This is a genomic window from Pseudomonas grandcourensis (assembly GCF_039909015.1).
Taxonomy (GTDB): Bacteria; Pseudomonadota; Gammaproteobacteria; order Pseudomonadales; family Pseudomonadaceae; genus Aquipseudomonas; species Aquipseudomonas grandcourensis.
This window is the reverse complement of the sequence record NZ_CP150919.1, coordinates 97,262-120,603: the sequence shown is the minus strand read 5'-3', so window position 1 is coordinate 120,603 and position 23,342 is coordinate 97,262. Positions and strand designations below refer to the sequence as shown.

General features: G+C 59.6%; 27 protein-coding genes. 14 read left to right on the top strand and 13 right to left on the bottom strand.

The genetic code is table 11. The features are described from left to right. Positions 1–65 precede the first annotated feature (65 nt). Together AABM52_RS00550 and AABM52_RS00545 are read left to right on the top strand one after the other, a co-directional pair. Positions 66–356, top strand: coding sequence for a DUF2782 domain-containing protein (locus tag AABM52_RS00550; RefSeq protein ID WP_347909933.1), 291 nt, complete (start codon positions 66–68; stop codon positions 354–356). Between the two features lie 57 nt (positions 357–413). Then, a complete protein-coding gene (locus AABM52_RS00545; protein WP_347909932.1) occupies positions 414–1,364 on the top strand; it encodes a homoserine kinase in 951 nt (316 codons plus the stop codon). A 49-nt stretch (positions 1,365–1,413) separates the two neighbouring features. Here AABM52_RS00545 and znuA read toward each other — a convergent pair whose 3' ends face one another. After that, entirely contained in the window at positions 1,414–2,334 is a 921-nt protein-coding gene (gene znuA, locus AABM52_RS00540; RefSeq protein WP_347909931.1) for a zinc ABC transporter substrate-binding protein ZnuA, read from the bottom strand. Positions 2,335–2,400: 66 nt separating this feature from the next. On the opposite strand from znuA, the gene zur reads away from it, so the two are divergent. From zur to AABM52_RS00505, 7 genes are all read left to right on the top strand, one after another. After that, a complete protein-coding gene (zur, locus tag AABM52_RS00535; protein ID WP_347909930.1) occupies positions 2,401–2,883 on the top strand; it encodes a zinc uptake transcriptional repressor Zur in 483 nt (160 codons plus the stop codon). Beyond that, entirely contained in the window at positions 2,883–3,668 is a 786-nt protein-coding gene (znuC, locus tag AABM52_RS00530; protein ID WP_347909929.1) for a zinc ABC transporter ATP-binding protein ZnuC, read from the top strand. Before zur ends, znuC begins: the two co-directional genes overlap by 1 nt. Further along, entirely contained in the window at positions 3,661–4,449 is a 789-nt protein-coding gene (znuB, locus tag AABM52_RS00525; protein WP_046042679.1) for a zinc ABC transporter permease subunit ZnuB, read from the top strand. The genes znuC and znuB overlap by 8 nt, the downstream gene beginning before the upstream one ends. A 37-nt stretch (positions 4,450–4,486) precedes the next feature. Then, positions 4,487–5,203, top strand: a complete 717-nt coding sequence (locus tag AABM52_RS00520) for a PA5502 family lipoprotein (RefSeq protein ID WP_347909928.1) — start codon at positions 4,487–4,489, stop codon at positions 5,201–5,203. Positions 5,204–5,442: 239 nt separating this feature from the next. Further along, complete coding sequence (locus AABM52_RS00515; RefSeq protein ID WP_095152821.1) at positions 5,443–6,450, top strand: methionine ABC transporter ATP-binding protein; 1,008 nt, start codon at positions 5,443–5,445, stop codon at positions 6,448–6,450. Further along, a complete protein-coding gene (locus tag AABM52_RS00510; protein ID WP_008002212.1) occupies positions 6,450–7,124 on the top strand; it encodes a methionine ABC transporter permease in 675 nt (224 codons plus the stop codon). The genes AABM52_RS00515 and AABM52_RS00510 overlap by 1 nt, the downstream gene beginning before the upstream one ends. 60 nt (positions 7,125–7,184) lie before the next feature. Continuing rightward, positions 7,185–7,955, top strand: a complete 771-nt coding sequence (locus tag AABM52_RS00505; protein ID WP_347909927.1) for a MetQ/NlpA family ABC transporter substrate-binding protein — start codon at positions 7,185–7,187, stop codon at positions 7,953–7,955. Between the two features lie 155 nt (positions 7,956–8,110). Here AABM52_RS00505 and AABM52_RS00500 read toward each other — a convergent pair whose 3' ends face one another. The 5 genes from AABM52_RS00500 to AABM52_RS00480 are packed head-to-tail and all read right to left on the bottom strand — an operon-like array spanning position 8,111 to position 12,010. Then, positions 8,111–8,746, bottom strand: coding sequence for an SCO family protein (locus tag AABM52_RS00500; RefSeq protein ID WP_347909926.1), 636 nt, complete (start codon positions 8,744–8,746; stop codon positions 8,111–8,113). Further along, positions 8,743–9,642 (bottom strand): heme o synthase, encoded by a 900-nt coding sequence (gene cyoE, locus AABM52_RS00495; RefSeq protein ID WP_347909925.1) that lies wholly within the window; start codon positions 9,640–9,642, stop codon positions 8,743–8,745. Before cyoE ends, AABM52_RS00500 begins: the two co-directional genes overlap by 4 nt. After that, entirely contained in the window at positions 9,630–10,700 is a 1,071-nt protein-coding gene (locus AABM52_RS00490; RefSeq protein ID WP_347909924.1) for a COX15/CtaA family protein, read from the bottom strand. The genes cyoE and AABM52_RS00490 overlap by 13 nt, the downstream gene beginning before the upstream one ends. 10 nt (positions 10,701–10,710) lie before the next feature. Beyond that, on the bottom strand, positions 10,711–11,304 hold the full coding sequence (locus AABM52_RS00485; protein WP_347909923.1) for a hypothetical protein: 594 nt from the start codon (positions 11,302–11,304) through the stop codon (positions 10,711–10,713). Next, positions 11,270–12,010, bottom strand: a complete 741-nt coding sequence (locus AABM52_RS00480) for an SURF1 family protein (RefSeq protein ID WP_347909922.1) — start codon at positions 12,008–12,010, stop codon at positions 11,270–11,272. Before AABM52_RS00480 ends, AABM52_RS00485 begins: the two co-directional genes overlap by 35 nt. A gap of 71 nt (positions 12,011–12,081) precedes the next feature. Between AABM52_RS00480 and AABM52_RS00475 the strand changes: the two genes are divergently transcribed. After that, positions 12,082–12,285, top strand: coding sequence for a twin transmembrane helix small protein (locus tag AABM52_RS00475; protein WP_007969817.1), 204 nt, complete (start codon positions 12,082–12,084; stop codon positions 12,283–12,285). A 16-nt stretch (positions 12,286–12,301) separates the two neighbouring features. Here the strand turns inward: AABM52_RS00475 and AABM52_RS00470 are convergent, their stop codons facing one another. The 4 genes from AABM52_RS00470 to coxB form a co-directional block, all read right to left on the bottom strand. Continuing rightward, a complete protein-coding gene (locus AABM52_RS00470) occupies positions 12,302–13,189 on the bottom strand; it encodes a cytochrome c oxidase subunit 3 (RefSeq protein WP_347909921.1) in 888 nt (295 codons plus the stop codon). A gap of 25 nt (positions 13,190–13,214) precedes the next feature. Then, a complete protein-coding gene (locus AABM52_RS00465; RefSeq protein WP_347909920.1) occupies positions 13,215–13,766 on the bottom strand; it encodes a cytochrome c oxidase assembly protein in 552 nt (183 codons plus the stop codon). 117 nt (positions 13,767–13,883) lie between these two features. Then, positions 13,884–15,476, bottom strand: a complete 1,593-nt coding sequence (gene ctaD, locus AABM52_RS00460) for a cytochrome c oxidase subunit I (protein ID WP_046042690.1) — start codon at positions 15,474–15,476, stop codon at positions 13,884–13,886. An 82-nt stretch (positions 15,477–15,558) separates the two neighbouring features. Beyond that, a complete protein-coding gene (gene coxB / locus AABM52_RS00455; protein ID WP_046042691.1) occupies positions 15,559–16,686 on the bottom strand; it encodes a cytochrome c oxidase subunit II in 1,128 nt (375 codons plus the stop codon). Positions 16,687–17,055: 369 nt separating this feature from the next. On the opposite strand from coxB, the gene AABM52_RS00450 reads away from it, so the two are divergent. Continuing rightward, a complete protein-coding gene (locus AABM52_RS00450; RefSeq protein ID WP_347909919.1) occupies positions 17,056–17,706 on the top strand; it encodes a hypothetical protein in 651 nt (216 codons plus the stop codon). A gap of 57 nt (positions 17,707–17,763) precedes the next feature. Here AABM52_RS00450 and AABM52_RS00445 read toward each other — a convergent pair whose 3' ends face one another. From AABM52_RS00445 to AABM52_RS00435, 3 genes are all read right to left on the bottom strand, one after another. Next, entirely contained in the window at positions 17,764–19,290 is a 1,527-nt protein-coding gene (locus AABM52_RS00445) for a SulP family inorganic anion transporter (RefSeq protein ID WP_347909918.1), read from the bottom strand. Between the two features lie 90 nt (positions 19,291–19,380). Further along, positions 19,381–20,112: a carbonic anhydrase gene (locus AABM52_RS00440; RefSeq protein WP_008045785.1), complete on the bottom strand. Its 732-nt coding sequence runs from the start codon at positions 20,110–20,112 to the stop codon at positions 19,381–19,383. A gap of 244 nt (positions 20,113–20,356) precedes the next feature. Continuing rightward, complete coding sequence (locus AABM52_RS00435; protein WP_347909917.1) at positions 20,357–21,415, bottom strand: PA0069 family radical SAM protein; 1,059 nt, start codon at positions 21,413–21,415, stop codon at positions 20,357–20,359. Between the two features lie 222 nt (positions 21,416–21,637). Between AABM52_RS00435 and AABM52_RS00430 the strand changes: the two genes are divergently transcribed. The 3 genes from AABM52_RS00430 to AABM52_RS00420 all read left to right on the top strand — a co-directional run bounded on the left by AABM52_RS00430 (position 21,638) and on the right by AABM52_RS00420 (position 23,318). Then, positions 21,638–21,940 carry a hypothetical protein gene (locus AABM52_RS00430; RefSeq protein WP_347909916.1) on the top strand — a complete coding sequence of 101 codons (303 nt, stop codon included), beginning with the start codon at positions 21,638–21,640 and terminating at the stop codon, positions 21,938–21,940. Between the two features lie 85 nt (positions 21,941–22,025). Continuing rightward, complete coding sequence (locus AABM52_RS00425) at positions 22,026–22,565, top strand: hypothetical protein (protein ID WP_347909915.1); 540 nt, start codon at positions 22,026–22,028, stop codon at positions 22,563–22,565. Between the two features lie 108 nt (positions 22,566–22,673). Continuing rightward, a complete protein-coding gene (locus AABM52_RS00420; protein ID WP_347909914.1) occupies positions 22,674–23,318 on the top strand; it encodes a dual specificity protein phosphatase family protein in 645 nt (214 codons plus the stop codon). Positions 23,319–23,342 lie beyond the last annotated feature (24 nt).

Below are 23,342 nucleotides of genomic sequence, written 5' to 3'. Positions count from 1 at the left end.
CAACCTTTTCGGCGGGTCCGGCGCTAGAATAGCGGGACCGTTGACGACAAAGGGACAAGGTTATCATGCGCACACTAAATCGCCTGTTGCTGGCTGGCTTGTTTGCAATCGCACCACTGGCCGTCATGGCGGCGGACGATGTTTCGAAACAGGAGCCGGAGGTTACGATCCACACGGAAGGGGACAAGGTCATTCAGGAATACCGTCAAAACGGCTTCCTGTATGCGATCAAAGTCACACCAAAAGGCGGCAAGCCGTACTTTCTGGTGCGTGCGGACGGTACCGATGCAAACTTCATTCGTTCGGATCAGCCGGATATGCTGATTCCGTCGTGGAAGATCTTTGAGTGGAAGTAGTTTCTTAATTTCAATCGGCGCTGGCCCAATGCCCGCGCCCGTACTGGCAGTTAAAACATGTCTGTGTTCACCCCCCTGGCTCGGCCCGAGCTGGAAGCTTTTCTCGCCCCTTATGGCCTCGGCCGCCTGCTTGATTTCCAGGGGATTGCCGCCGGTAGCGAAAACACCAATTTCTTTATCAGCCTGGAGCAGGGCGAATTTGTCCTGACCCTGATCGAGCGTGGTCCGGTTCAGGAAATGCCGTTCTTCATCGAACTGCTCGACGTGCTGCACGGTGCCGACCTACCGGTGCCTTACGCCTTGCGCACCACCGACGGCGTGGCTTTGCGCGAACTGGCGGGCAAACCTGCGCTGCTGCAACCACGCCTGGCCGGGAAGCATATCAAGCAAGCCAACGCGCAACATTGCGCGCAGGTGGGAGAGTTGCTCGGCCATCTGCACCTGGCGACCCAGGCCAACATGATCAAGCGCAAAACCGATCGCGGCCTGGACTGGATGCTGGAAGAGGGCACGCAGTTTTTGTCGCACCTCGGTACCGAACAGAAAGACCTGCTGCAGCGGGCACTGGAAGAAATCACCCGGCAAAAAGAAAAAATCCTGGCACTGCCACGGGCAAACATTCACGCCGACCTGTTCCGCGACAACGCGATGTTCGAAGGCACGCACCTGACCGGGCTGATCGATTTCTACAACGCCTGTTCCGGGCCGATGCTCTACGACGTGGCGATTGCCTTGAACGACTGGTGCTCGGACGACGATGGCGTGATCGATGGACCGCGTGCGCGGGCCTTGCTCGGCGCTTACGCAGCCTTGCGACCGTTCACAGCGGCCGAAGCCGAGTTGTGGCCGACCATGCTGCGGGTGGCGTGCGTACGGTTCTGGTTGTCACGCCTGATCGCAGCGGAGTCGTTCGCCGGGCAGGACGTGTTGATTCACGATCCGATGGAGTTCCAGTTGCGCCTGGCGCAGCGGCAGACGGTCAATACACCGTTGCCTTTCGCCCTTTAAAGGCTTTGACCTGTGGGAGCGAGCTTGCTCCCACAGGGTCTGGCGTCGGTTACAACGACTCCAGACACCCCGCCAGATCATTCCCCAATTTCTCCAACACCTGCTCATAGCCCTGGGCAGTCGCCGGCGTGTACCCGCCCAGCGCATCCAGTTCAGCCAGCTTCACCGGCAAACCCGCCACCAGGGTTTCCGCCAGGCGCGGCCGCAGCGGTGGTTCGCTGAACACGCAGGTCTTGCCGACTTCCTGCAACCGCGCGCGCATCGCTGCGACATGCTGGGCACCGGGTTGCACTTCGGCCGCGACGCTGAACACACCCACATGCTTGAGGCCGTAGGCGTCTTCGAAGTAGTCGAAAGCTTCGTGGAACACGAAGTAGGGCTTGCCCTGAACATCGGCCAGGCGTTTCTTCAGGCGCGCATCCAACGCATCGAGGCGCTCGTCGAAGGCTTTCAGATTGCTCTGATAGCGCGTGGCATTGTCAGGATCGGCGGCACTCAGGTCCGCCGCCATTTTCGTGGCGATGACCCGGGCGTTGACCGGCGACAGCCACAGGTGCGCATCGAGGCTGCCCGGACGGTGATCGTGGTCGTGTTCGTCAGCTTCTTCGGCATGGGAGTGGCTATCTTCGGCAAAGCGGCGCAGTTTCATGCCCGGCAAATCCTGCACGGCGACGTTGGGCAACGTACGACCATTGAGCACCCGTGGCAGGAAGCCTTCCATGTCCGGGCCGATCCAGTACAGGAGGTCTACCGATTGCACCTTGCGCACGTCGGAAGGGCGCAACGCATAGTTATGTGGTGAGGCGCCCGGCGGCAGCAAAACCTCGGGGATCGCCACGCCATCCTGCACTGCTGCGGCGATCAACTGCAGAGGCTTGATGCTGGTAAGAACCTTGACCTCGGCCTGCGCCGAACCGATCAGCAGAAAACTTGCGATAAATGCGACAAAAACAGAAAAAAGTCGGGACACGATGACCACTCGAAGAGGCGAGAACGGGTAACATAATAACGTCTCTCACAATCGTCGTCGCCGCTCATGCTAAAAACACCGATCGCCAGCCGTCCCCACGACCACTCACATTGCGTTCACAGCGCTTTGTCCGAGGCCGATACCCTGTGCGCACGTCAAGGCCTGCGCCTGACCGCGTTGCGCCGGCGAGTGCTGGAACTGGTGTGGCAAAGCCACAAGCCCCTGGGTGCCTACGACATTCTCGCGGTACTCAGCGAGCAGGACGGTCGCCGCGCCGCGCCGCCAACGGTGTACCGCGCGCTGGATTTCCTGCTGGAAAACGGCCTGGTCCATCGGATTTCCTCGCTCAACGCCTTCATCGGCTGCAATCACCCGGAACATGCCCACCAGGGTCAGTTCCTGATTTGCCGTGCGTGCCACGCAGCGATCGAACTTGAGCAAAAATCCATCAGCGACGCGATCATCGCCAGCGCCAGGGATGTCGGGTTTGTCGTCGAAGGCCAGACCGTCGAAGTGGTCGGTCTCTGCTCGGGTTGCCAGGGGGCTTGATGAGCAACGCGCTGATCCGTCTTGAGCAGGTTGCCGTCAAGTTCGCCGGGCAACCGGTGCTGGACAACATCCAACTGAGCGTAGAGCCGGGGCAGATCGTTACCCTGATCGGCCCCAACGGCGCCGGCAAAACCACCTTGGTGCGGGCCGTGCTCGGCCTGCTGAAACCGGACAGCGGCAGCGTCTGGCGCAAGCCGAAACTGCGGGTCGGTTACATGCCGCAAAAACTTCATGTCGATCCGACCCTCCCGCTGTCGGTCCTGCGTTTCTTGCGCCTGGTACCGGGCGTGGACCGTGCGATGGCCTTGGCGGCACTCAAGGAAGTCGGCGCCGAACAGGTGATCGACAGCCCGGTGCAAAGCGTTTCCGGTGGTGAAATGCAACGTGTGTTGCTGGCCCGCGCCTTGTTGCGCGAACCGGAACTGCTGGTACTCGACGAACCGGTACAGGGTGTCGACGTGGCCGGCCAGGCTGAGCTGTACAGCCTGATCACTCGTCTGCGTGACCGTCACGGTTGCGGCGTGCTGATGGTCTCCCACGATTTGCATCTGGTGATGAGCACCACCGACCAGGTGGTTTGCCTCAATCGTCACGTCTGCTGTTCCGGCCATCCCGAACAGGTCAGCGGCGATCCGGCTTTCGTCGAGCTGTTCGGAAAGAACGCACAAAGCCTGGCGATTTATCACCACCATCACGACCATGCCCACGACTTGCATGGCTCGGTGGTCAAGGCGCCCGCGTCGGGCCAACCCCATGTTCACGGAGATAGCTGCAAGCATGGCTGATTTTCTGCTCTACGCCCTGCTTGCAGGCCTGGCCCTGGCCGTCGTCGCAGGCCCGCTGGGGTCTTTTGTGGTCTGGCGGCGCATGGCCTATTTCGGCGACACCCTGTCCCACGCGGCATTGCTCGGCGTGGCCCTGGGCTTCCTGCTGGATGTCAGCCCGACCGTTGCCGTCACCGTTGGCTGCTTGCTGTTGGCGGTGATGCTGGTGACCTTGCAACAACGCCAGCCACTGGCATCCGACACACTTTTGGGAATTCTCGCACCCAGCACGCTCTCTCTGGGCCTGGTGGTACTAAGCTTCATGCACGAAGTGCGTATCGACCTGATGGCCTATCTGTTCGGCGACCTGCTGGCGATCAGTCCGACCGATCTTGCCTGGATCCTTGGCGGCAGCGCTGCGGTACTGCTCTTGCTGGTTGCGTTGTGGCGCCCACTGCTGGCGATCACGGTGCATGAAGAACTGGCGAGGGTCGAAGGCCTGCCGGTGGCGGGATTGCGCCTGGCCTTGATGCTGTTGATCGCCGTAGTGATCGCCGTGGCGATGAAAATCGTCGGGGTATTGCTGATCACCTCGTTGCTGATCATCCCGGCGGCTGCGGCACAACGTCACGCCCGCTCACCAGAGCAGATGGCACTGGGCGCGAGCCTGCTGGGCATACTCGCCGTGTGTGGCGGGCTGGCGCTGTCCTGGTTCAAGGACACCCCGGCTGGCCCGTCGATTGTGGTGACGGCCGCCGCGCTGTTTCTGCTGAGTTTTGTTCTGCCCCGTCGAGGGGTGTAGACTTGCTCGTTTTTTGCGCAAATAGAGAGTCGCAGGAATGAAGTCGTTCGCCTCCCGTTATCTGCTCCTTGTCGCATTTTCTTTGCTGCTGGGCGCCTGCCAAAGCACGCCATCGGAAGCCACCAAGGCCGCCGATGCACGGGCCACGGCTATCGTGCAGCTGGAGCAAAACATCGCCAGCGATGAACTGGCCACCGCCGAAGACCAATTGGCAGCCTTGCAGGCCGAATCGCCCAACGATGCTTCTCTTGAGCAATACCAGCGGCAACTGGCCGAAGCCTATCTGCGCCGCAGCCAGATCGTGCTGCAAAAGGGTGACGTGGATGCCGCCGCGACCGCCTTGAGCCGTGCCCGCGCATTGATGCCCAAGGCTCCGGCACTGACTGGCGGCGTCAACGGCTCGATTGCCCAGGCACGCAAGGCCGAGCTGGAAAAAGCCGAAGCCGCCCTCAAGGCTGCCGAAGCCAAGCCAAAAGCCAAGGTTATCGACCTGACGGCTGAAAGCACCACGGTCGCACTGAATATCAACGATATGGGCAAACTGCGTCGCCAACTGGATGCCATCGCCGCCGATGTGGTGAATTTTCAGTGCGACGTAAGCATTCAGGCTCCGCGCACCAACGATTACCCTTGGCTGGCTAATTTGCTGACCAAACGAGTGAAGAAACTCGATCCCGAGTTTGATCTGACGCTGGAACGGCAGATTTTGCGCAGCGTTCCGGCGCAGATGGTTCTGACGCCTCGCAAATCTTAAAAGCATCGCGAGTCTGCTCGCGACGGCGTCCTTTCTGGCAAAAACAATTTCAGGTCGAAATTGCCTTCGAAGTTGGGCCAGCTTCTTTAGCCGTTCCTTTTTCCTGACCTTTGATCGCGTTATTGCCAAATGACAGGACCAATGCGAAATAAATGCTAAGAACCTCTATACGGACAGGCTAAAATGCGCGCCCGGCTAACCGCTGATCCTTTTCTAACGCGCCCCACAAGGTTCGCTACGTGATCGAGTTTCAAAACGTCCATAAAACCTACCGCGTCGCCGGTAAGGAAATCCCCGCCCTGCATCCGACCAGTCTGACGATTGAGAACGGGCAGGTTTACGGCTTGATCGGTCATTCCGGTGCAGGAAAAAGTACCCTGCTGCGTCTGATCAATCGCCTGGAAAACGCCAGCGGCGGCAAGATCATCGTCGATGGTGAAGAAGTCACCGCTCTCGACGCCAACGGCCTGCGCCGCTTCCGTCAGCAGGTCGGGATGATTTTCCAGCACTTCAACCTGCTGGCCTCCAAGACTGTCGCCGACAACGTAGCGCTGCCGCTGACCCTGGCCGGCGAATTGTCGCGCAGCGAGATCGATGCGCGCGTGGCCGAGTTGCTGGCGCGGGTCGGGTTGTCCGACCACGCGAAAAAGTACCCGGCGCAATTGTCCGGCGGGCAGAAGCAGCGTGTCGGCATTGCCCGTGCGCTGGCGACCAAGCCGAAAATCCTGCTGTGCGATGAAGCCACCAGCGCCCTCGACCCGCAAACCACCGCATCGGTGTTGCAATTACTGGCCGAGATCAATCGCGAGCTGAAACTGACCATCGTCTTGATCACCCACGAGATGGACGTGATCCGCCGGGTCTGCGACCAGGTAGCCGTGATGGACGCCGGTGTGATCGTCGAGCAAGGCTCGGTGGCCGAGGTGTTCCTGCATCCGAAGCACCCGACCACCAAACGCTTCGTGCAGGAAGACGAGCAGATCGACGAAAGCGAACAGCGTGACGACTTCGCTCACGTACCAGGTCGCATCGTGCGTCTGACCTTCCAGGGCGAAGCGACCTACGCGCCTCTGCTGGGCACTGTCGCCCGGGAAACCGGTGTGGACTACAGCATCCTGGCCGGTCGTATCGACCGCATCAAAGACATCCCATACGGGCAACTGACCCTGGCCGTGACCGGCGGTGACATGGAAGCGGCCTTTGCCCGCTTCACCGCGGCCGACGTCCACATGGAGGTGCTGCGCTAATGGAAGCCCTGACAAGTTTCTTCGCCAATATCGACTGGTTCGAAATCTGGCTGGCCACCGGCGATACCCTGCTGATGCTCGGCGGTTCGCTGTTGTTCACCGTACTGCTCGGCTTGCCCCTGGGGGTGCTGCTGTTCCTGTGCAGCCCACGCCAGTTGCTGGAAGCCAAAGGCGTCTACGCGATGTTGTCGCTGGTGGTGAACATCCTGCGTTCGCTGCCGTTCATCATCCTGTTGATCGTGATGATCCCGTTCACCGTGTTGATCACCGGCACGTCCCTCGGTGTCGCCGGTGCGATCCCGCCGCTGGTGGTGGGTGCCACGCCGTTCTTCGCCCGCCTGGTGGAAACCGCCCTGCGTGAAGTGGATCGCGGCATCATCGAAGCGACCCAGGCCATGGGCGCGACCACGCGACAGATCATCACCAATGCCTTGCTGCCGGAGGCTCGTCCGGGCATCTTCGCGGCGATTACGGTGACAGCCATTACACTGGTGTCCTACACGGCGATGGCCGGTGTCGTGGGCGCCGGTGGTCTGGGTGACCTGGCGATCCGCTTCGGTTACCAGCGTTTCCAGACCGATGTGATGGTGGTGACCGTGGTGTTGCTGCTGGTACTGGTCCAGGTACTGCAAACCGTTGGCGACAAATTGGTCGTCCACTTTTCCCGTAAGTAAGACATGAGCCGGCCATTCGCTGGCAGGTGCCAAACGGGCACCTCACATGGAGTTAGCTGAATGAAAAAACTACTCGTGGCCTTCGCGGCCGTTGCGGCATTCTCTGCCCACGCTGAAACCCTCACCGTCGCGGCCACACCGGTTCCGCACGCCGAGATCCTCGAATTCGTGAAACCGGCCTTGGCCAAAGAAGGCGTGGACCTGAAGGTCAAGGTATTCACCGACTACATCCAGCCGAACGTGCAGGTCGCGGAAAAACGCCTGGACGCCAACTTCTTCCAGCACCAGCCATACCTGGATGAGTTCAACAAGGCCAAGGGCACCCACCTGGTTTCCGTGGCCGGCGTGCACCTGGAGCCCCTGGGCGCTTACTCCAGCAAGTACAAGACCATTGCCGAACTGCCTGGCGGTGCCAACGTAGTCATCCCGAACGACGCCACCAACGGCGGCCGTGCGCTGTTGCTGATGGCCAAGGCCGGCCTGATCAAGTTGAAGGATTCGAACAACATCCTGTCGACCGTCAAGGACATCACCGAGAACACCAAGGACCTGAAAATCCGCGAACTGGAAGCCGCGACCATCCCGCGCGTGCTGACCCAGGTCGACCTGGCGCTGATCAACACCAACTACGCGCTGGAAGCCAAGCTCGATCCGGCCAAGGACGCGCTGTTCATCGAAGGCAGCGACTCGCCATACGTGAACATTCTGGTGGCTCGCCCGGACGACAAGGACAGCGACGCGATGAAGAAACTGGTCGCAGCCCTGCACAGCCCGGAAGTGAAGGCCTTCATTCTCGAGAAGTACAAAGGCGCGGTAGTGCCGGCGTTCTGATCGAACTGCTGCAACGAAAAGGGGCGCATTCGAATGCGCCCCTTTTTTGTGCCCGAATCACGGCCCCCCCTGCTCGCGATGGAGTGTCAGTCGACACCCATGCAGCTGACACACCTTCGCGAGCAGGCTCGCTCCCACAGGGCTCGGTGGTGTTTTCAGTTGCGCTTGAGCATCACCGGTAACTGCGCCACCAATTTCACATTGTTCAACGGCGCCCGAATAAACCCGCGCTGAGTGCCATCCGGCCCGATCACCGCGAGGTTACCGCTGTGGTCAACGGTGTAGTTGGGCTTGCTGGTGTCCGCCGGAATGAATGGAATGCTCACCGCGTTGGCGATCGTTTGCAGCTCATCGGTCGACGCCGGGGTCAGGCCGATGAACTGCGGGTCGAAGTAGCCCAGGTACTGCTTGAGTTGCTTGGGCGTATCGCGATTGGGGTCGATGCTGACCAGCACGATTTGCAATTTATCCACAGCCTCGGGCGGCAACTCGCTCTTGATCTGCCGTAGCTGGGCAAGGGTGGTCGGACAGATGTCCGGGCAGAAGGTGTAGCCGAAGAACAGCAGGCTCCACTTGCCTTTCAATTCATTGATCGCGACTGGCTGGCCGTCCTGATTGGTCATCATCACGTCCGGCAGATTACGGCTCTGCGGCAGCAAGATGATGCCGGCGTCGATCAGCGCCGTCGGATCGCCCTGGTTTTTCCCGGACAATATCTTGTTGACGGTCAGGCCCAGGATCAATGCGACCAGGGCGACGAGAATGAAGACGGTTTTCTGGGTTCGAGTCATAGGTTCAACAGTAGGTAGTGGTCTACGAGCAGGGCGATAAACAGCAGGAACAAGTAGTAAATAGAGTACTTGAACGTGTTGATCGCCGCGTGCGGCCGAGTGCCACGGTACAGCACCACGGCCCATTGCAGAAACCGCGCGCCCAACCCGAGCGCGCAGACCAGGTAGAGCGTGCCGCTCATGTGGATCACATAAGGCATCAGGCTGACGGCAAGCAATGCGAAGGTATAAAGCAGGATGTGAGTCTTGGTGTAGTGCTCGCCGTGGGTGACCGGCAGCATCGGGATGTCAGCCTTGGCGTATTCCTCCTTGCGATGGATCGCCAGCGCCCAGAAGTGCGGTGGGGTCCAGGCGAAGATGATCAGCACCAGCAGCAGCGGTTCGGCGCTGACGTGACCGGTGGCGGCGGTCCAGCCGAGCAATGGCGGCGCGGCACCGGCCAGACCACCGATGACGATGTTCTGTGGGGTCGCGCGCTTGAGGAATCCGGTGTAGACCACCGCGTAGCCGAGCAACGAGGCGAGGGTCAGCCACGCGGTCAGCGGGTTGGTGAACGCCAGCAGCATGGCTTGCCCCAGGACCGCCAATACCAGCGCGAACGTCAGCGCGGCGGTCGGCGAAACCCGGCCTTCGGCGAGCGGCCGTTTGTGGGTGCGCGCCATCACCGCGTCGATGCGCCGGTCCACCACATGATTGACCGCCGCTGCGCCACCGGCACACAGGGCGATGCCCAGGTTGCCGAAAATCAGCACCGTCCACGGCACCCCGGCGCGGGTCGCGAGGAACATCCCCACCAGTGAAGTGATGAGCATCAGCACCACGACCTTGGGTTTGGTCAGTTCCAGGTAGTCACGCCAGATCGCCTGACTGGGACGTTCGCCGATCAGAATCGCCATGGCATCTCTCCTTTTATTGTTATGGGCCCGGCTGAATGTTTACGCGGGCTGAAGTGCCAGCGCGCTTGCTTGACCCGGACCAGACTGGTTCGGGCGTGGTAATTGACCAGCACCATGGTCAGCAACAACGCCGCCCCGCCCGCGTTATGCGCAACGGCTACCGGTAGCGGTAGATGGAACAGCACGTTGCTGATGCCCAGGGTGATTTGTGCGCCAAGGGCGATCAGCACCAGGCCTGCCAGGCGCGTCATGCCGACCGCTTTCAGTTGCCAGGCCAGACCGAGCAGCACCAGAGTCACCAGCAGGGCGCCGATGCGGTGGGTCAGGTGAATCGCCGTACGGGCATCGCTGTCCAGTTGCCCGCCGAGGTAGTTCGGGCCGATGTGCTGGGTCAGGTGAAAGCCGTTGGCGAAGTCCGCCGCTGGCAACCACTGTCCGTGGCAGGTCGGGAAGTCGATACAGGCCACCGCGGCGTAATTGGAACTGACCCAGCCCCCGAGGGCGATTTGTCCGATCACCAGCAGCAGCCCCGCCGTCGCCCAGTGCTGCAAACGTCGTGGCACGGTCAGCGCCGGGAGTACGCCGGACAGGCGCAAGGTCAGCAGAAACAACAGGCTCAAGGTCGCGAAGCCGCCCAGCAAATGCCCGGTGACCACCTGCGGCCAGAGCTTGAGCGTTACCGTCCACATGCCGAACGCGGCCTGGCCAAAAACCACCGCCAACAGAAACAACGGCAGCTTCACCGGCTGCCCGGGATGGCGGCGATGAACCCACGAACGACCGGCCAACACCGCGATCAACAACCCCAGCGTGCCGGCGAAGTAGCGGTGGACCATCTCGTTCCAGCCCTTGTGGGCCTCGACCGGAGCGTCCGGGAAATGCAATTCGGCATGGGCCAGTTGGGCTTCGCTTTTCGGCACGCTGATGAAGCCATAGCAGCCCGGCCAGTCCGGGCAGCCGAGGCCGGCGTGGGTCAGGCGGGTGTAGGCGCCGAGCAACACCACAATCAGTGCCAGCAAGGTGGCAAACAACGCGAGGCGAAATCCAGGTTTGGCCATGACGATGCCCTTATCCGATGTTCGACAGTTTCAACAGGTGGCGCAGATCGTTGAGCAGGTCCTTGCCCTTCACCGACGGGTCGTAGCGCAGCACCAGATTGCCGTGGGGGTCGATGATCCACAGGTGCGGCGCGTCATTGCTCTGGGCGCCTTTTGTGTGGGCAGGCAAGTCCAGTGAATAGCGTTGCAACTGTGGGTACTCGCGTTGAAGTTTAGTCTCGTAATCGCTGTTCAGCGTCTGCGCGGCGGCCAATGCATGGCTGGCGCGGGACGCATCGCGGCCAAGGCCGATCTGGATTTGCCGCGCCAGATACACCAGTTGCTGGCAATCCACTGCGCAATCCTTGGGCGCCGTCACCAGTAGCTGCCAACGCTCTTCCTGGGCCTGCACGCCGATGTCCGCGCGGGTCTGACCGTTGCCGATCAGTTCGCCGTGATAACTGCGGCCCTCGGGCACCCAGAAATTCAGCTTGTACATGCCGGTGGCGAGGATCATCGGACCGATCACCCCGAGCAGGATCAGCAGCAGTTGCATACGGCCCTTGCGCCGGTTCACCGAAGGTTTCGCCTCAGACATGCTGGGTGGATTCATGGCCGCTCCCATGGTGTTTCTCCTTTGCGTTGTGCCAGCCGAGATAGAGATAAAGACCGAACAGGGCGATCGCCATGGCGAACCACTGCACGGCATAAGCGATGTGTTTTTCCGGGCCCATGGCGACTACGGGCCAGTCGGCCTGATAGGTGACGGGGCCGGTTTCGGCACGTAGTTCGTAGGCAAAGCCTTCGCGATTCAGTGCTGTCCAGAGCTTGTCTGGCTCAACGGCCGTAATCAGCTTGGGCCATGTCAACGTTGTGGGATCTGCGTGCAATTGGAACGGCGCCCCGGGGGAGACGTAGACCCACGCGTTGAGGCTGACTGCTTCGCCAGGTGTCTTGAATTGCGGTGGTGTGCGGCGCTCCCGCCAAGGCAGCCAGCCGCGATTGACCAACAGCCAAAGCCCGCTGGCCTGATCGTGAAAGGGTTGCAACAGCTCGACGCCAACCCTGCCGTTGCGTTGACTGTTATCCAGCAGCAGGCTGTGTTCGGCATCGAACCGGCCGTACAGGTGAACCCGACGAAAGGCTGGGTCTGTCGTGTGTTGCAGTTCGGTGCTGGCCATCGGCTCAGCGGCCCGGCGCTCGGCGTAGGTTTGCAGCAGCGCGCTTTTCTCCGCGCCCCGGCTCAATTGCCAGAACCCCAGGGACACCAGTAGCGGCAGCAACAGCGCCACCACCAGCGTTGGCACGATACCCGGCCGAAAGCGCTTCATGGCATCGCCAGAAAGTCGGTCATCGCGATAGCTATACTCAAGTGCATCGCTTATCCCCCCGGAGTCTCACCATGCTCAAAGCAGCCATCGTCCTGATGCTGATTGCCACGGTTGTCAGCCTGTTCAGCGGCCTGTTTTTTCTGGTCAAGGACGACAGCCGCTCAAACCGCCTCGTCATTGCCTTGAGTGTGCGTGTCACTCTGGCCGCCATTACCCTGGGTCTGATCACCTGGGGTTTTTTCAGCGGCCAGTTGGTTTCCCATGCCCCCTGGTAACTAAAAACTCACAGCCTCAGAGCACATAGACGAAGACAAACAGCCCGATCCACACCACATCCACGAAGTGCCAGTACCAACTCGCCGCTTCGAAACCGAACTGGTGCTCGTTGTCGAAGTGCCCGCGCATGATCCGCACCAGCATCACGAACAGGATGAGGGTGCCGATGGTCACGTGGGCGCCGTGGAACCCGGTGAGCATGAAGAAGGTCGCGCCGTAGATGCCCGAGCCCAGGGTCAGGCCCAGCTCATGGTAGGCGTGCATGTACTCTTCGGCCTGGAAGGTGAGGAACGCACAACCAAGCAATACGGTGAGCGCCAGCCAGAGTTTCAGTGCGCCGCGATGGCCCTTTTTCAAGGCATGGTGGGCGATGGTCACGGTCACGCTGGAGCTCACCAGCAACACGGTGTTGAGCAACGGCAGACCCCAGGGGCTGATGACTTCCTTGGGCGGCGGAAACAGTTTCGAGTCGGGGTTGCTCAGCAGCGGCCAGGTGAACTGGAAGTTCGGCCACAACATGTGCGCAATGCCTTTGGCGCCTTCACCGCCAAGTGCTGGGCCGGAGATGTGACGGACATAAAACAGCGCGCCAAAAAAGGCGATGAAGAACATCACCTCCGAGAAAATGAACCAGCTCATGCCCCAGCGGAACGAGCGATCCATCTGCGCGCTGTACAAGCCGCCGCGACTTTCCTTGATCACCGTACCGAACCAGCCGAACAGCATGTAAGCCACCATCAGCCCGCCGACGAAAAAGATCAGAGGCCCGTGGGATTCCGGACGCGCCGCTTTCAGATCGTTGAACCAGGTAGCCAGGCCGTACACGGTGGTGACCATGCCGAGCGTGGCGATGATCGGCCATTTGCTCTGGGCGGGAACGTAATAATGTTCATGAGTTGCCATTTATTGTTCTCCTTATCGGGCACGCTCAGCCGCCAGTGTTTACAGCTACCGGTGGATGTCGGGCGGTGATATCGAACAGCGTGTAAGACAGCGTCAGGTGCTTCACTTCCTTGGGCATGTCACGGTCAACGATGAAACGTACCGGCATCTCGATCCTCTGACCGGGCTGCAGCACTTGCTGGGTAAAACAGAAGCATTCGGTCTTGTGGAAGTACGCCGCCGCGGTGCTCGGCGCAATGCTCGGCACAGCCTGGGCACTCATCGGCCTATCGGTGGGGTTGTGAGCGATGAAGATCATCTCGTTCACCGCCCCCGGATGGGCCACCAGTTCCTCGCCCTTGGGATAGAAGTCCCAGGGCATGTCGGCGGTGTTGGTCGACAGAAACTGCACGCGCACTTGCCGCGAGGTGTCGACCGTTTGCTCACCCTCGTACTGCCCGCCGGTCTTGCCATTAATGCCAAAGGCCTTGCACATCACGTCGTAGATCGGCACCAGGGCAAAGCCGAACACAAACATTGCCACCACCACGGTCAGCAGGCGCGTGACCAGTTTCTTCAACGAAATCGAGTCAGCCATGACTTCGAACCTCCACACCAAACCCTGTGGGAGCGAGCTTGCTCGCGATAGCGGTGTGTCTGACACACCGAGTTGGCCCTATCGCGAGCAGGCTCGCTCCCACAGAAGGGCAGGTGTTCATTTCACTTCCGGCGGCGTGGTGAAGGTGTGATACGGCGCCGGCGACGGAATGCTCCACTCCAGGCCTTCAGCCCCGTCCCACGGCTTGGCCGGTGCCGGCGGGCCGCCGCGAATGGTCTTGATCACGATGAACAGGAAGAAGATCTGCGTGGCGCCGAACATGAATGCGCCGATCGACGACACCATGTTGAAGTCGGCGAACTGCAGGTTGTAGTCCGGAATCCGCCGCGGCATGCCCGCCAGTCCCACGAAGTGCATCGGGAAGAAGGCCAGGTTCATGCCGATGAACGACAGCCAGAAGTGCAGCTTGCCCAGGGTTTCGTCGTACATGTGGCCGGTCCATTTCGGCATCCAGTAGTAGGCCGAGGCGAAGATCCCGAAGATCGCCCCCGGCACCAACACGTAATGGAAGTGCGCGACCACGAAGTAGGTGTCCTGGTACTGGAAGTCCGCCGGGGCGATGGCCAGCATCAACCCGGAGAAACCGCCGATGGAGAACAGGATCACGAACGCCACGGCAAACAGCATCGGCGTCTCGAACGTCAGCGAGCCCTGCCACATGGTGCTGGCCCAGTTGAACACCTTCACACCCGTCGGCACCGCAATCAGCAGCGTGGCGTACATGAAGAACAGCTCGCCCACCAGCGGAATGCCGACCACGAACATGTGGTGCGCCCAGACGATGAACGACAGGAACGCGATACTCGCCGTGGCGTAGACCATCGAGGTGTAGCCGAACAATGGCTTGCGCGAAAAGGCCGGAATGATCGAGCTGACGGCACCGAACGCCGGCAGGATCATGATGTACACCTCGGGGTGACCGAAGAACCAGAACACATGCTGGAACAGCACCGGGTCTCCGCCACCGGCGGCACTGAAGAAGCTGGTGCCGAAATGGATGTCCATCAGCATCATCGTCACGCAACCGGCCAGTACCGGCATCACCGCGATCAGCAGGAACGCGGTGATCAGCCAGGTCCAGACGAACAGCGGCATTTTCATCAGCGTCATGCCGGGGGCGCGCAAGTTGAGGATGGTGGCGATCACGTTGATCGCACCCATGATCGAACTGATCCCCATCAAGTGGATGGCGAAGATGAAGAAGGTCACGCTTTCCGGCGCGTAGGTCGTCGACAGCGGCGCGTAGAACGTCCAGCCGAAGTTCGGCCCGCCACCGGGGGTGAACAGGGTCGACACCAGCAGCAGGAACGCCGCCGGCAACAGCCAGAAGCTGAAGTTGTTCATGCGCGGCAGAGCCATGTCCGGCGCGCCGATCATCAGCGGGATCATCCAGTTGGCGAGGCCGACGAAGGCCGGCATCACCGCACCGAAGACCATCACCAGACCGTGCATGGTGGTCATCTGGTTGAAGAATTCCGGCTGGACGATCTGCAGCCCCGGCTGGAACAGCTCGGCGCGAATCACCATCGCGAACGAACCGCCAAGCAGGAACATGCAGAATGCAAACCACAGGTACAGCGTACCGATGTCCTTGTGGTTGGTGGTCAGCACCCAGCGCATCAGGCCTTTGGCGGGGCCGTGGGCGTGGTCGGTGGCGGTATGAACATGTTCATCGATTACAGCAGTCATGTCCTGTCTCCTGCAAACAGATGGGCTGGGCAGGCCGGGGTGCGTAGCCCCGACCGGTTCCTTACGTGCGCAATAGACCGGGTCATTTGCTTTCCGCCTGTTTCAGCTCCAGCACTTCTTTAGGCGTGACCATGTCGCCCTTGTTGTTGCCCCAAGCGTTACGTTCATAGGTCACGACCGCTGCAATATCGACTTCCGAGAGTTGTTTGCCGAACGCGGCCATGGCGGTGCCAGGCTTGCCGTGGAAGACAATGCTCAGGTGGGCCTCTTTGGGCCCGGTGGCGATCTTCGAGCCCTTGAGCGCCGGGAACATCGGCGGCAGGCCCTGGCCTTCGGCCTGGTGACAGGCCACGCAGGTGGTGTGATAGATCTTGTCGCCGCGATCCTTGAGCTCGTCGAGGGTCCATTCCTTGCTGGTCAGCTCTTTGAGCTGCGCGGCCTCGGTCTTGCGATCGGCCAGCCATTTTTCGTAATCGGCCTTTTCCTTGACCTCGACCACGGTCGGCATGAAGCCGTGATCCTTGCCGCACAACTCGGCGCACTGGCCACGGTAGATGCCGGGCTTGTCGACACGGGTCCAGGCTTCATTGACGAACCCGGGAATCGCATCGCGCTTGACCGCGAATGCCGGCACCCACCAGGAGTGGATCACGTCGGCGGAGGTCACAAGGAAGCGCACTTTGGCACCGACCGGCAGCACCAATGGCTTGTCGACTTCGAGCAGGTAGTGCTCGCCCTTGGTTTCCTTGTTGTGGATCTGATCCTGTGGGGTGGTCAGGTTGCTGAAGAACTCGACGTCCTGGCCCAGGTATTTGTAGTGCCACTTCCACTGGTAGCCGGTGATCTGGATATCGATCTCCGGCTCGCTGGCGTCGTACATCTTGATCAGGGTCGCGGTAGCGGGAACCGCCATGGCCACGAGGATCAGGAAGGGCACGATGGTCCATAGGATTTCGACGGTGGTGCTTTCATGAAATTTGGCGGCCACCTGCCCGGTCGAGCGGCGGTGGAGAATCATCGACCAGAACATGGCTCCAAATACGATGATGCCGATCACCACACAGATCCAGAAAATGATCATGTGCAGGTCGAATACTGCGTGACTGATTTCAGTCGCTCCAGGCGCCATATTCACAGTCCAGGCCGCTTGCGCCTGACTGAAAATCGACCACAACAGGAGGCCCATCCAGACATGTGGATGTCGCATCATTGCGGGTTCCCCTTATCGTTCTTGTTATCCCGCCGGCTTTCACCTGCGGCAAGGGAGCGGCTGCATCAGACTACGAACTTGAGCACCGGGCCTTGCTGCATATGCAGTCGGGCGTCATCAGCTAACTCCATTCCAACCCGAGTATAGACAGCGACTCCGACCTCGCAATGCGAAGGCGTAAATGATCTGAAACAGCATTAACTTGCGTTGCAGGGCACGAATGGAGAAGGATGCAGACGAGTGGTGGCAAACCGATATAACGGGGCCGTCTCAAGGATGAAATAATTATGACAAATGCGTCTTAGCATTTTTCGTAAGCCAGCTAAGTTATGTCTTCCCTATTTCATTGCCTTGTTTCCTGGAGTTTTCATGAACACCGCCGCATTGCGCGAGCAGATCCAAAAAGCCCAACAACACGAAGCCGAGACCGGCCTGCTGACGCGTCAGCTGGAAAGTAAATTGCCTCATCTGCACCCGGCGATCCAATTGCCGGAGGCCGATACCAACGGCGTACTGACGCGATTCGTCGCCGCCTACATCGAAGAAGTGCCCGATCTGCTGGATGCAGCCAATGAAGTCGCCAGGGAAGCGGGCATTGAGTCACAGATCAAACCGGTGCTGACAATCGCCGAACAGTACTTCCTCCAGCCGCCAGCCATCATGGCCGGCCATATCGGGCTCGACAGCCTGCTGGATGAAGCCTATCTGGCGCACCGGTTTGTCGAGGAGGTCAACGACCTGTACATCAAGCATTTCGGCCAGCCACTGATCCCCTTGGACATGACTGTCGCCAACCTGATTGCTCACCAATTGATCGGTGAGTCGTTCGCCAACCAACTGGACGAAGTGGTGCATCACGCCATCGACGAGATGCTCAACGACGAAAGCTTCGCACTGGAGTCGGTGGAAACCTACCGCGAGAAGCTCAACAGCCCGGACACCGGTGCCGCGTGGAAACGCTGGCCGTGCATGTCGCGGCGCTTGGGCGTAGGCCTGGAACTGGATCAGCCGGCGGCTTGATCCACCGGTAAACACAATCCCCTGCGGGAGCGAGCAAGCTCGCTCCCGCATTGGTCCTCAGCCAGCCGCACCTATGCCGGTGTTGGTACGAACCCTGCCTTCGAGTCTGCGCTTCAACCCCCGCGATTCAATCAGCAGCTTCGAACCCTTGGCCGCATTCGCCCGGCCCCATTCCTCCAGCAGCTCCAGACACGAGTGATCGATGTAGCTCAGGTTATTGAGCGGCACATGCACCGTCGCGCCGGGTGGAATACTGCCCAGCACCCGGGTCAGCGCCGGCACTTTGAGGAAGGTCGCCGCGCCCACCAGGCGCAATTCCATTTGCCCTTCCTGCGGCAGGTCGATCAGGCTGATTTTCAACCGCGATGCTTTCAGCGCCAGTTTTACCAGCGTCAGGCCAAAGCCAATCAACACACCAGTCAGCAGGTCCGTGAAAACGATGGCGAGCGCGGTTGCCGCATAGGTGAACATCGGCGCCCGACCATACCGGCCCAAACCACGGAAGACCTTGAGATCCACCAGCTTGAAACCGGTGTACACCAGCACACCCGCCAGGCTCGCCACCGGAATGCTTTGCAGCACGCTGGACAGCAACAGCACGAACGCCAACAACCACAGGCCGTGGAAAATGGTCGAAAACCGAGTGGTTGCTCCAGCCTGAACATTCGCCGAACTGCGTACGATAACGCCGGTCATCGGCAACGCCCCAAGCAGGCCACACAGCATGTTGCCGATACCTTGCGCCGACAATTCCCGGTCGAAGTCCGAGCGCTGGCCGCTGTGCATGCGATCAACCGCCGCGGCCGAGAGAAGAGTTTCGGCGCTGGCGATGAAGGCCACGGCAAACGCCGCGATCAGCAGGGTCGGATCAGCCAGGTTGAGCAGATCCGTGGGCTTCAGCCAGTCGATGGCCTCCGTCAGGTTGGCCGGAACCTCGACCCGTTTGACCTGCAACGCCAGCACCAGGCTGGCAAGCGTGGCCAGACCGACGCCCAGTAGCGCGCCAGGAACGAAGCGCAGGGATTGTGGACGGGATTTCTCCCACAGCCACATGACGGCGATCGTCGACAAACCGAGCAACCCGGCTTGCCAGCCAAACGTGGGCAACGCCTGAGCCAACGCCGCCGGGAAGGCCGCCAGGTTATCCAGGCCCGAGGGTTTGGGCACGGCATCGAGCATCACGTGCACCTGAGACAGGATGATCAGCACGCCAATCCCGGCCAGCATGCCGTAAACCACCGCGGGTGCCGTCACCCGAAACCAGCAGCCCAGCTTCAAACGGCCAGCCACCAGTTGCAGCAATCCCGCCAGCAACAGAATGGGCCCAAGCATGGCGATACCGTGCTGGCGAACCAATTCGAATACCAGAACGGCCAGGCCCGCCGCCGGGCCGCTGACTTGCAGCGGCGAACCGGCCAACCAGCCAACCACCAGACCACCAATGATGCCGGTGATCAGGCCTTTGGCCGGCGGCAGTCCCGAGGCAATCGCGATGCCCATGCACAGGGGCAGGGCGACCAGAAACACAACCACCGAAGCCAGCAGCTCCCGTGGCAGAACAGCTTTGAGTCGAGCAGCACGCATGTTGAAACTCCCGAAGTTTTCTTCAGGCATGGCAAAGCCAGGCTGCCTGAACGGCAGCCTCGGCTGAACCACACAACGATTTAGGAGGATTTAGAAGCGCGCTTTGGGCGTCGCCACGGGAATCGGCAGGCTGCCATTGAGCGGCAGGAAACAACCTTGATCGGCGTCGTACGCTTTGATTTCGCTGGTTTCGATGTTGTAGACCCAGCCGTGAATAAACAGCTGACCGTTGGCCATGCGCGAGGCCACCGACGGATGGGTGCGCAGATGCTGCAATTGGGCGATCACATTCTCTTCGGTGAGGATGTGCATGCTTTCGCTTTCGCTAGAGCAGTTGCAGTTCTCCTGCACCATGGTTTTGGCCACTTCGGCATGACGCAGCCAGGCTTTGACCGTGGGCATTTTTTCCAGACTGTCCGGGTTGAGCACCGCGCGCATGGCGCCGCAGTCGGAATGCCCGCAAATGATGATGTGATGCACCCCCAAAGCCAGTACGGCGTACTCGATGGCCGTGGAAACACCACCGTTCATTTGCCCGTAGGGCGGCACGACGTTGCCGACGTTACGGGTCACGAACAGGTCGCCGGGGGAGCTTTGGGTAATCAACTCGGGAACGATGCGCGAGTCGGCGCAGGCGATGAACATCGCTCGCGGCCGCTGGGCCGTGGCGAGTTTCTTGAAGAGCTCTTCCTGCTGAGGAAAGATCTCATGATGAAAATGCAAAAAGCCGTCAACGATATGCTGCAACGCTGCATCGGCGGTTTCGGCCTCGGGTTGGGCTGAAGCCGACGCAGCCAACGGCTGTTTATCCTTGTCACTCATCAATTCATCCTCATTGGCGGCCTCAGGGAGTCATCCCGTGTGGTCCGGTGTGAAGCCAGTGGCTGGTTAAAAAACATCCAGGCCAAACATCTCGACCCATCAGTCACTCGATGAACAAGGTAGCGGCCGAATCTTAATTGAAACTGAATAAAACGCTCTGGAATGCGTGTTCCAGGTCACAAAAAACGTGACCAGCCTAAGGCGTGAGCGCGATCTTCAGTACTCAACCATAGGCCAATTGTCCTCAAATCAACGACATTTGGCGACCGGGCGGACAAAAGGCATTGCAGTCCAGGTCGAAGCCTTCCCGATGATTGAGCTCCAGACGCTTGATGGTTTTGGCAAAGCGCTGTGCCAGCAGGTCGGCGAAGGGACCTTCGCCGCGCATTCGAGCGCCAAAGCGGCTGTCGTAGAGCTCACCACCACGGCTCTGCCGAATCAGGCTCAACACATGCGCCGCCCGTTGCGGATAGTGGGCGCCCAGCCATTCTTCGAACAGCGGCGCCACTTCCAGCGGCAGGCGCAACATCATGTAGGCAGCACTTTGCGCCCCGGCCGCATGAGCCTCTGTGAGCAGGCTTTCGAGCTCACTGTCGTTGATCATCGGAATCATCGGTGAACACAGCACGCCCACCGGAATGCCCGCCTCGCGCATGACCCTGATCGCCCGCAATCGGGCCTTGGGCGCTGCGGCGCGGGGTTCGAGGATGCGTTTGAGTTCGTCGTCCAGAGTGGTCAGGCTGATCATTACCGCCACCAGTCTTTGGCTGGCTAGCTCGGTCAGCAGGTCCAGGTCGCGAAGAATCAGCGAGCCCTTGGTGACGATGGTCACGGGGTGTCGGTAACGCAGGAGTACTTCGAGTGTTTGCCGGGTGACCTTGTATTCACGCTCGACCGGCTGATAGGGATCGGTGTTGGAGCCGAGGTTGATCGGCGCACATTGATACCCACGTCTTGAGAGTTGTTCCTCCAGCACCTGCGCGGCGTTGGTCTTGGCGATGAGTCTGGTTTCGAAATCCAGCCCGGGCGACATGTCCCAATAGGCATGGCTTGGCCTTGCGTAGCAGTAGATGCAGCCATGCTCACAACCGCGATAGGGATTGATCGATCGGTCAAAGGGCAAGTCCGGCGACGCGTTGCGGGTAATGATGGTTTTCGCCGTTTCAATACTCACCTCAGTGCCTTGGGTGAGCGGTACTTCCTGGTACCAGCCGTCATCCTCAACCACCGAATGGCTGGGGGCAAATCGGTTGTGCGGGTTGGTTGCGGTACCGCGGCCACGGGGAGGCAGAGAGCTAACCATTGGCGGACTCCATTATCTGTATATTTATACAGTATACGACCCGCTACGAATCGACCAGTACCGCTCAGCCCTTCATCTGGCGACGGGGCGTCGTGAGTTACTTGTTCATCAATGAGGAGAAAACTGAGGAAACATATAGTCAGTGGTTAGATCCAATACCCACCCGTATATTCAGCCCGACAAGCAACACCCTCAACAGCCATCAAATAAAGGGATTTATTAATGTCATTCTTTAATCAGCGCGGTATCTTCCTGCAACTCATGCAACCGAGCCCTTCGGAGCCCAACACACTGGTTTCGCTACAACTGGCTCGAAAAGAGTTGAGTTGGGATGCGGAAAATGAAATACAAATTGAAAAGCTGGTCGACTCAACTTACTACACCGCCACTTCCACCGACCGTGGTAACTCGTTCAGCATCAGGGCCGTCGTCAAGGATGTCGATGGCGACGGAAACATCGGTGCCGACGACAAAGCCAAGTTGCAGGCGCTGGCAAAGGCTTATGCCAGTATCGTCAATCCCTGAGCCCTGATTTTCCAATCACTGGAAAGCGCTATGCCGAATGCATGCGGGCTCCCGCATGCATTCCAGACATCCTCGAGGATAAAAAATGTCCAAGCCCATAAAAACCGGTGCTTATCTACAAAAAATAAAAACGCCGGAAGATGTGCAGATAGTTATCAAACTAATAAGGGCAGGCGAGTATCCAAACAAAACAATGGAGCAGTTCGCTGATGTTCTCGCAAGCGCTCCCTCCGTGACACTCCATATAAAAAACGATAGCAAGACTTCAAAGTTCGATTTTGATCCATGGTCCGATATCAATGTCACTCCAGACAATAGCATCGACGAAAAGGACATTGCCGCCCTTACAAATCTTGCACTCGCTTTTTATCATCAACAAGTAATTGCTCCAGAGGGCATAGCGTACCTTTATTGTCTTCCCGCTGAGCTTCGAGTAGATGTTGAGGTATTTGACATTGATGAAGAGGATCATCAACTGTATAGCCTCGGTGTGTACGAGACCAAATCTGCGGATTCCGGCTCGCCTTTTGAAGGTCGTGAGCGCAACCCTGAAACTGGACAGGTGTTTGACTATGGGGCCGAACTGAACGGCTTGCTCAAAGCATTCATCAAACTGAAACTATAACCTGAGCGCAGGCTTCACGATTCTTTGACAGTCAGCTCACAGGCCTTTGACCGTGCATGGCTAATCCTTGCCACCCTCTTCCCGTCCCTTTCTGAACGGTCGCCAAGCATGTCTTTTCCACGTTTTTTATCTGCAATATGCCTGTCGCTGGCTGCACTCGTTAACCTGACACCGGCACTTGCTGACGATAGTGTGACGCAGCGTCCGGCAGACTGGGCTCAACCGGTCGAGAAGCAATACAACCTCTTCCAGATGTCGCCGACGCTCTATCGTAGCGCCTTGCCGGACAAGGGCGCGGTGCCGCTGCTGGAGAAACTCAAGGTGGGCACGGTGATCAACTTCCTGCCCGAAGCAGACTCCAGTTGGTTGTCCACGCCAGGCATCACGCAGGTACAGCTGCCTTATCGCACCAACCACGTGGACGACGCCGATGTGCTCAAGGCCTTGCGCGCCATTCAGTCTGCCGAAGCCAAAGGCCCTGTACTGATGCACTGCAAACACGGTTCCGACCGTACCGGCCTGATGGCAGCCATGTACCGGGTTGTCATCCAGGGCTGGACCAAGGAGGAGGCCCTGAATGAAATGACCCAGGGCGGCTTTGGCGACAGCACCCACTTCAAGGACGGCATTCGCTACATGATGCAGGCCGACGTGGAAAAACTGCGCACGGCCCTGGCCAATGGCGATTGCAGCACCAGCCCGTTCGCCGCGTGCTCGATGAAAAGCTGGTTCAAGTCCGCTCATATCGAATAAAAAAAGGCCCCCGTTGCATTGCGC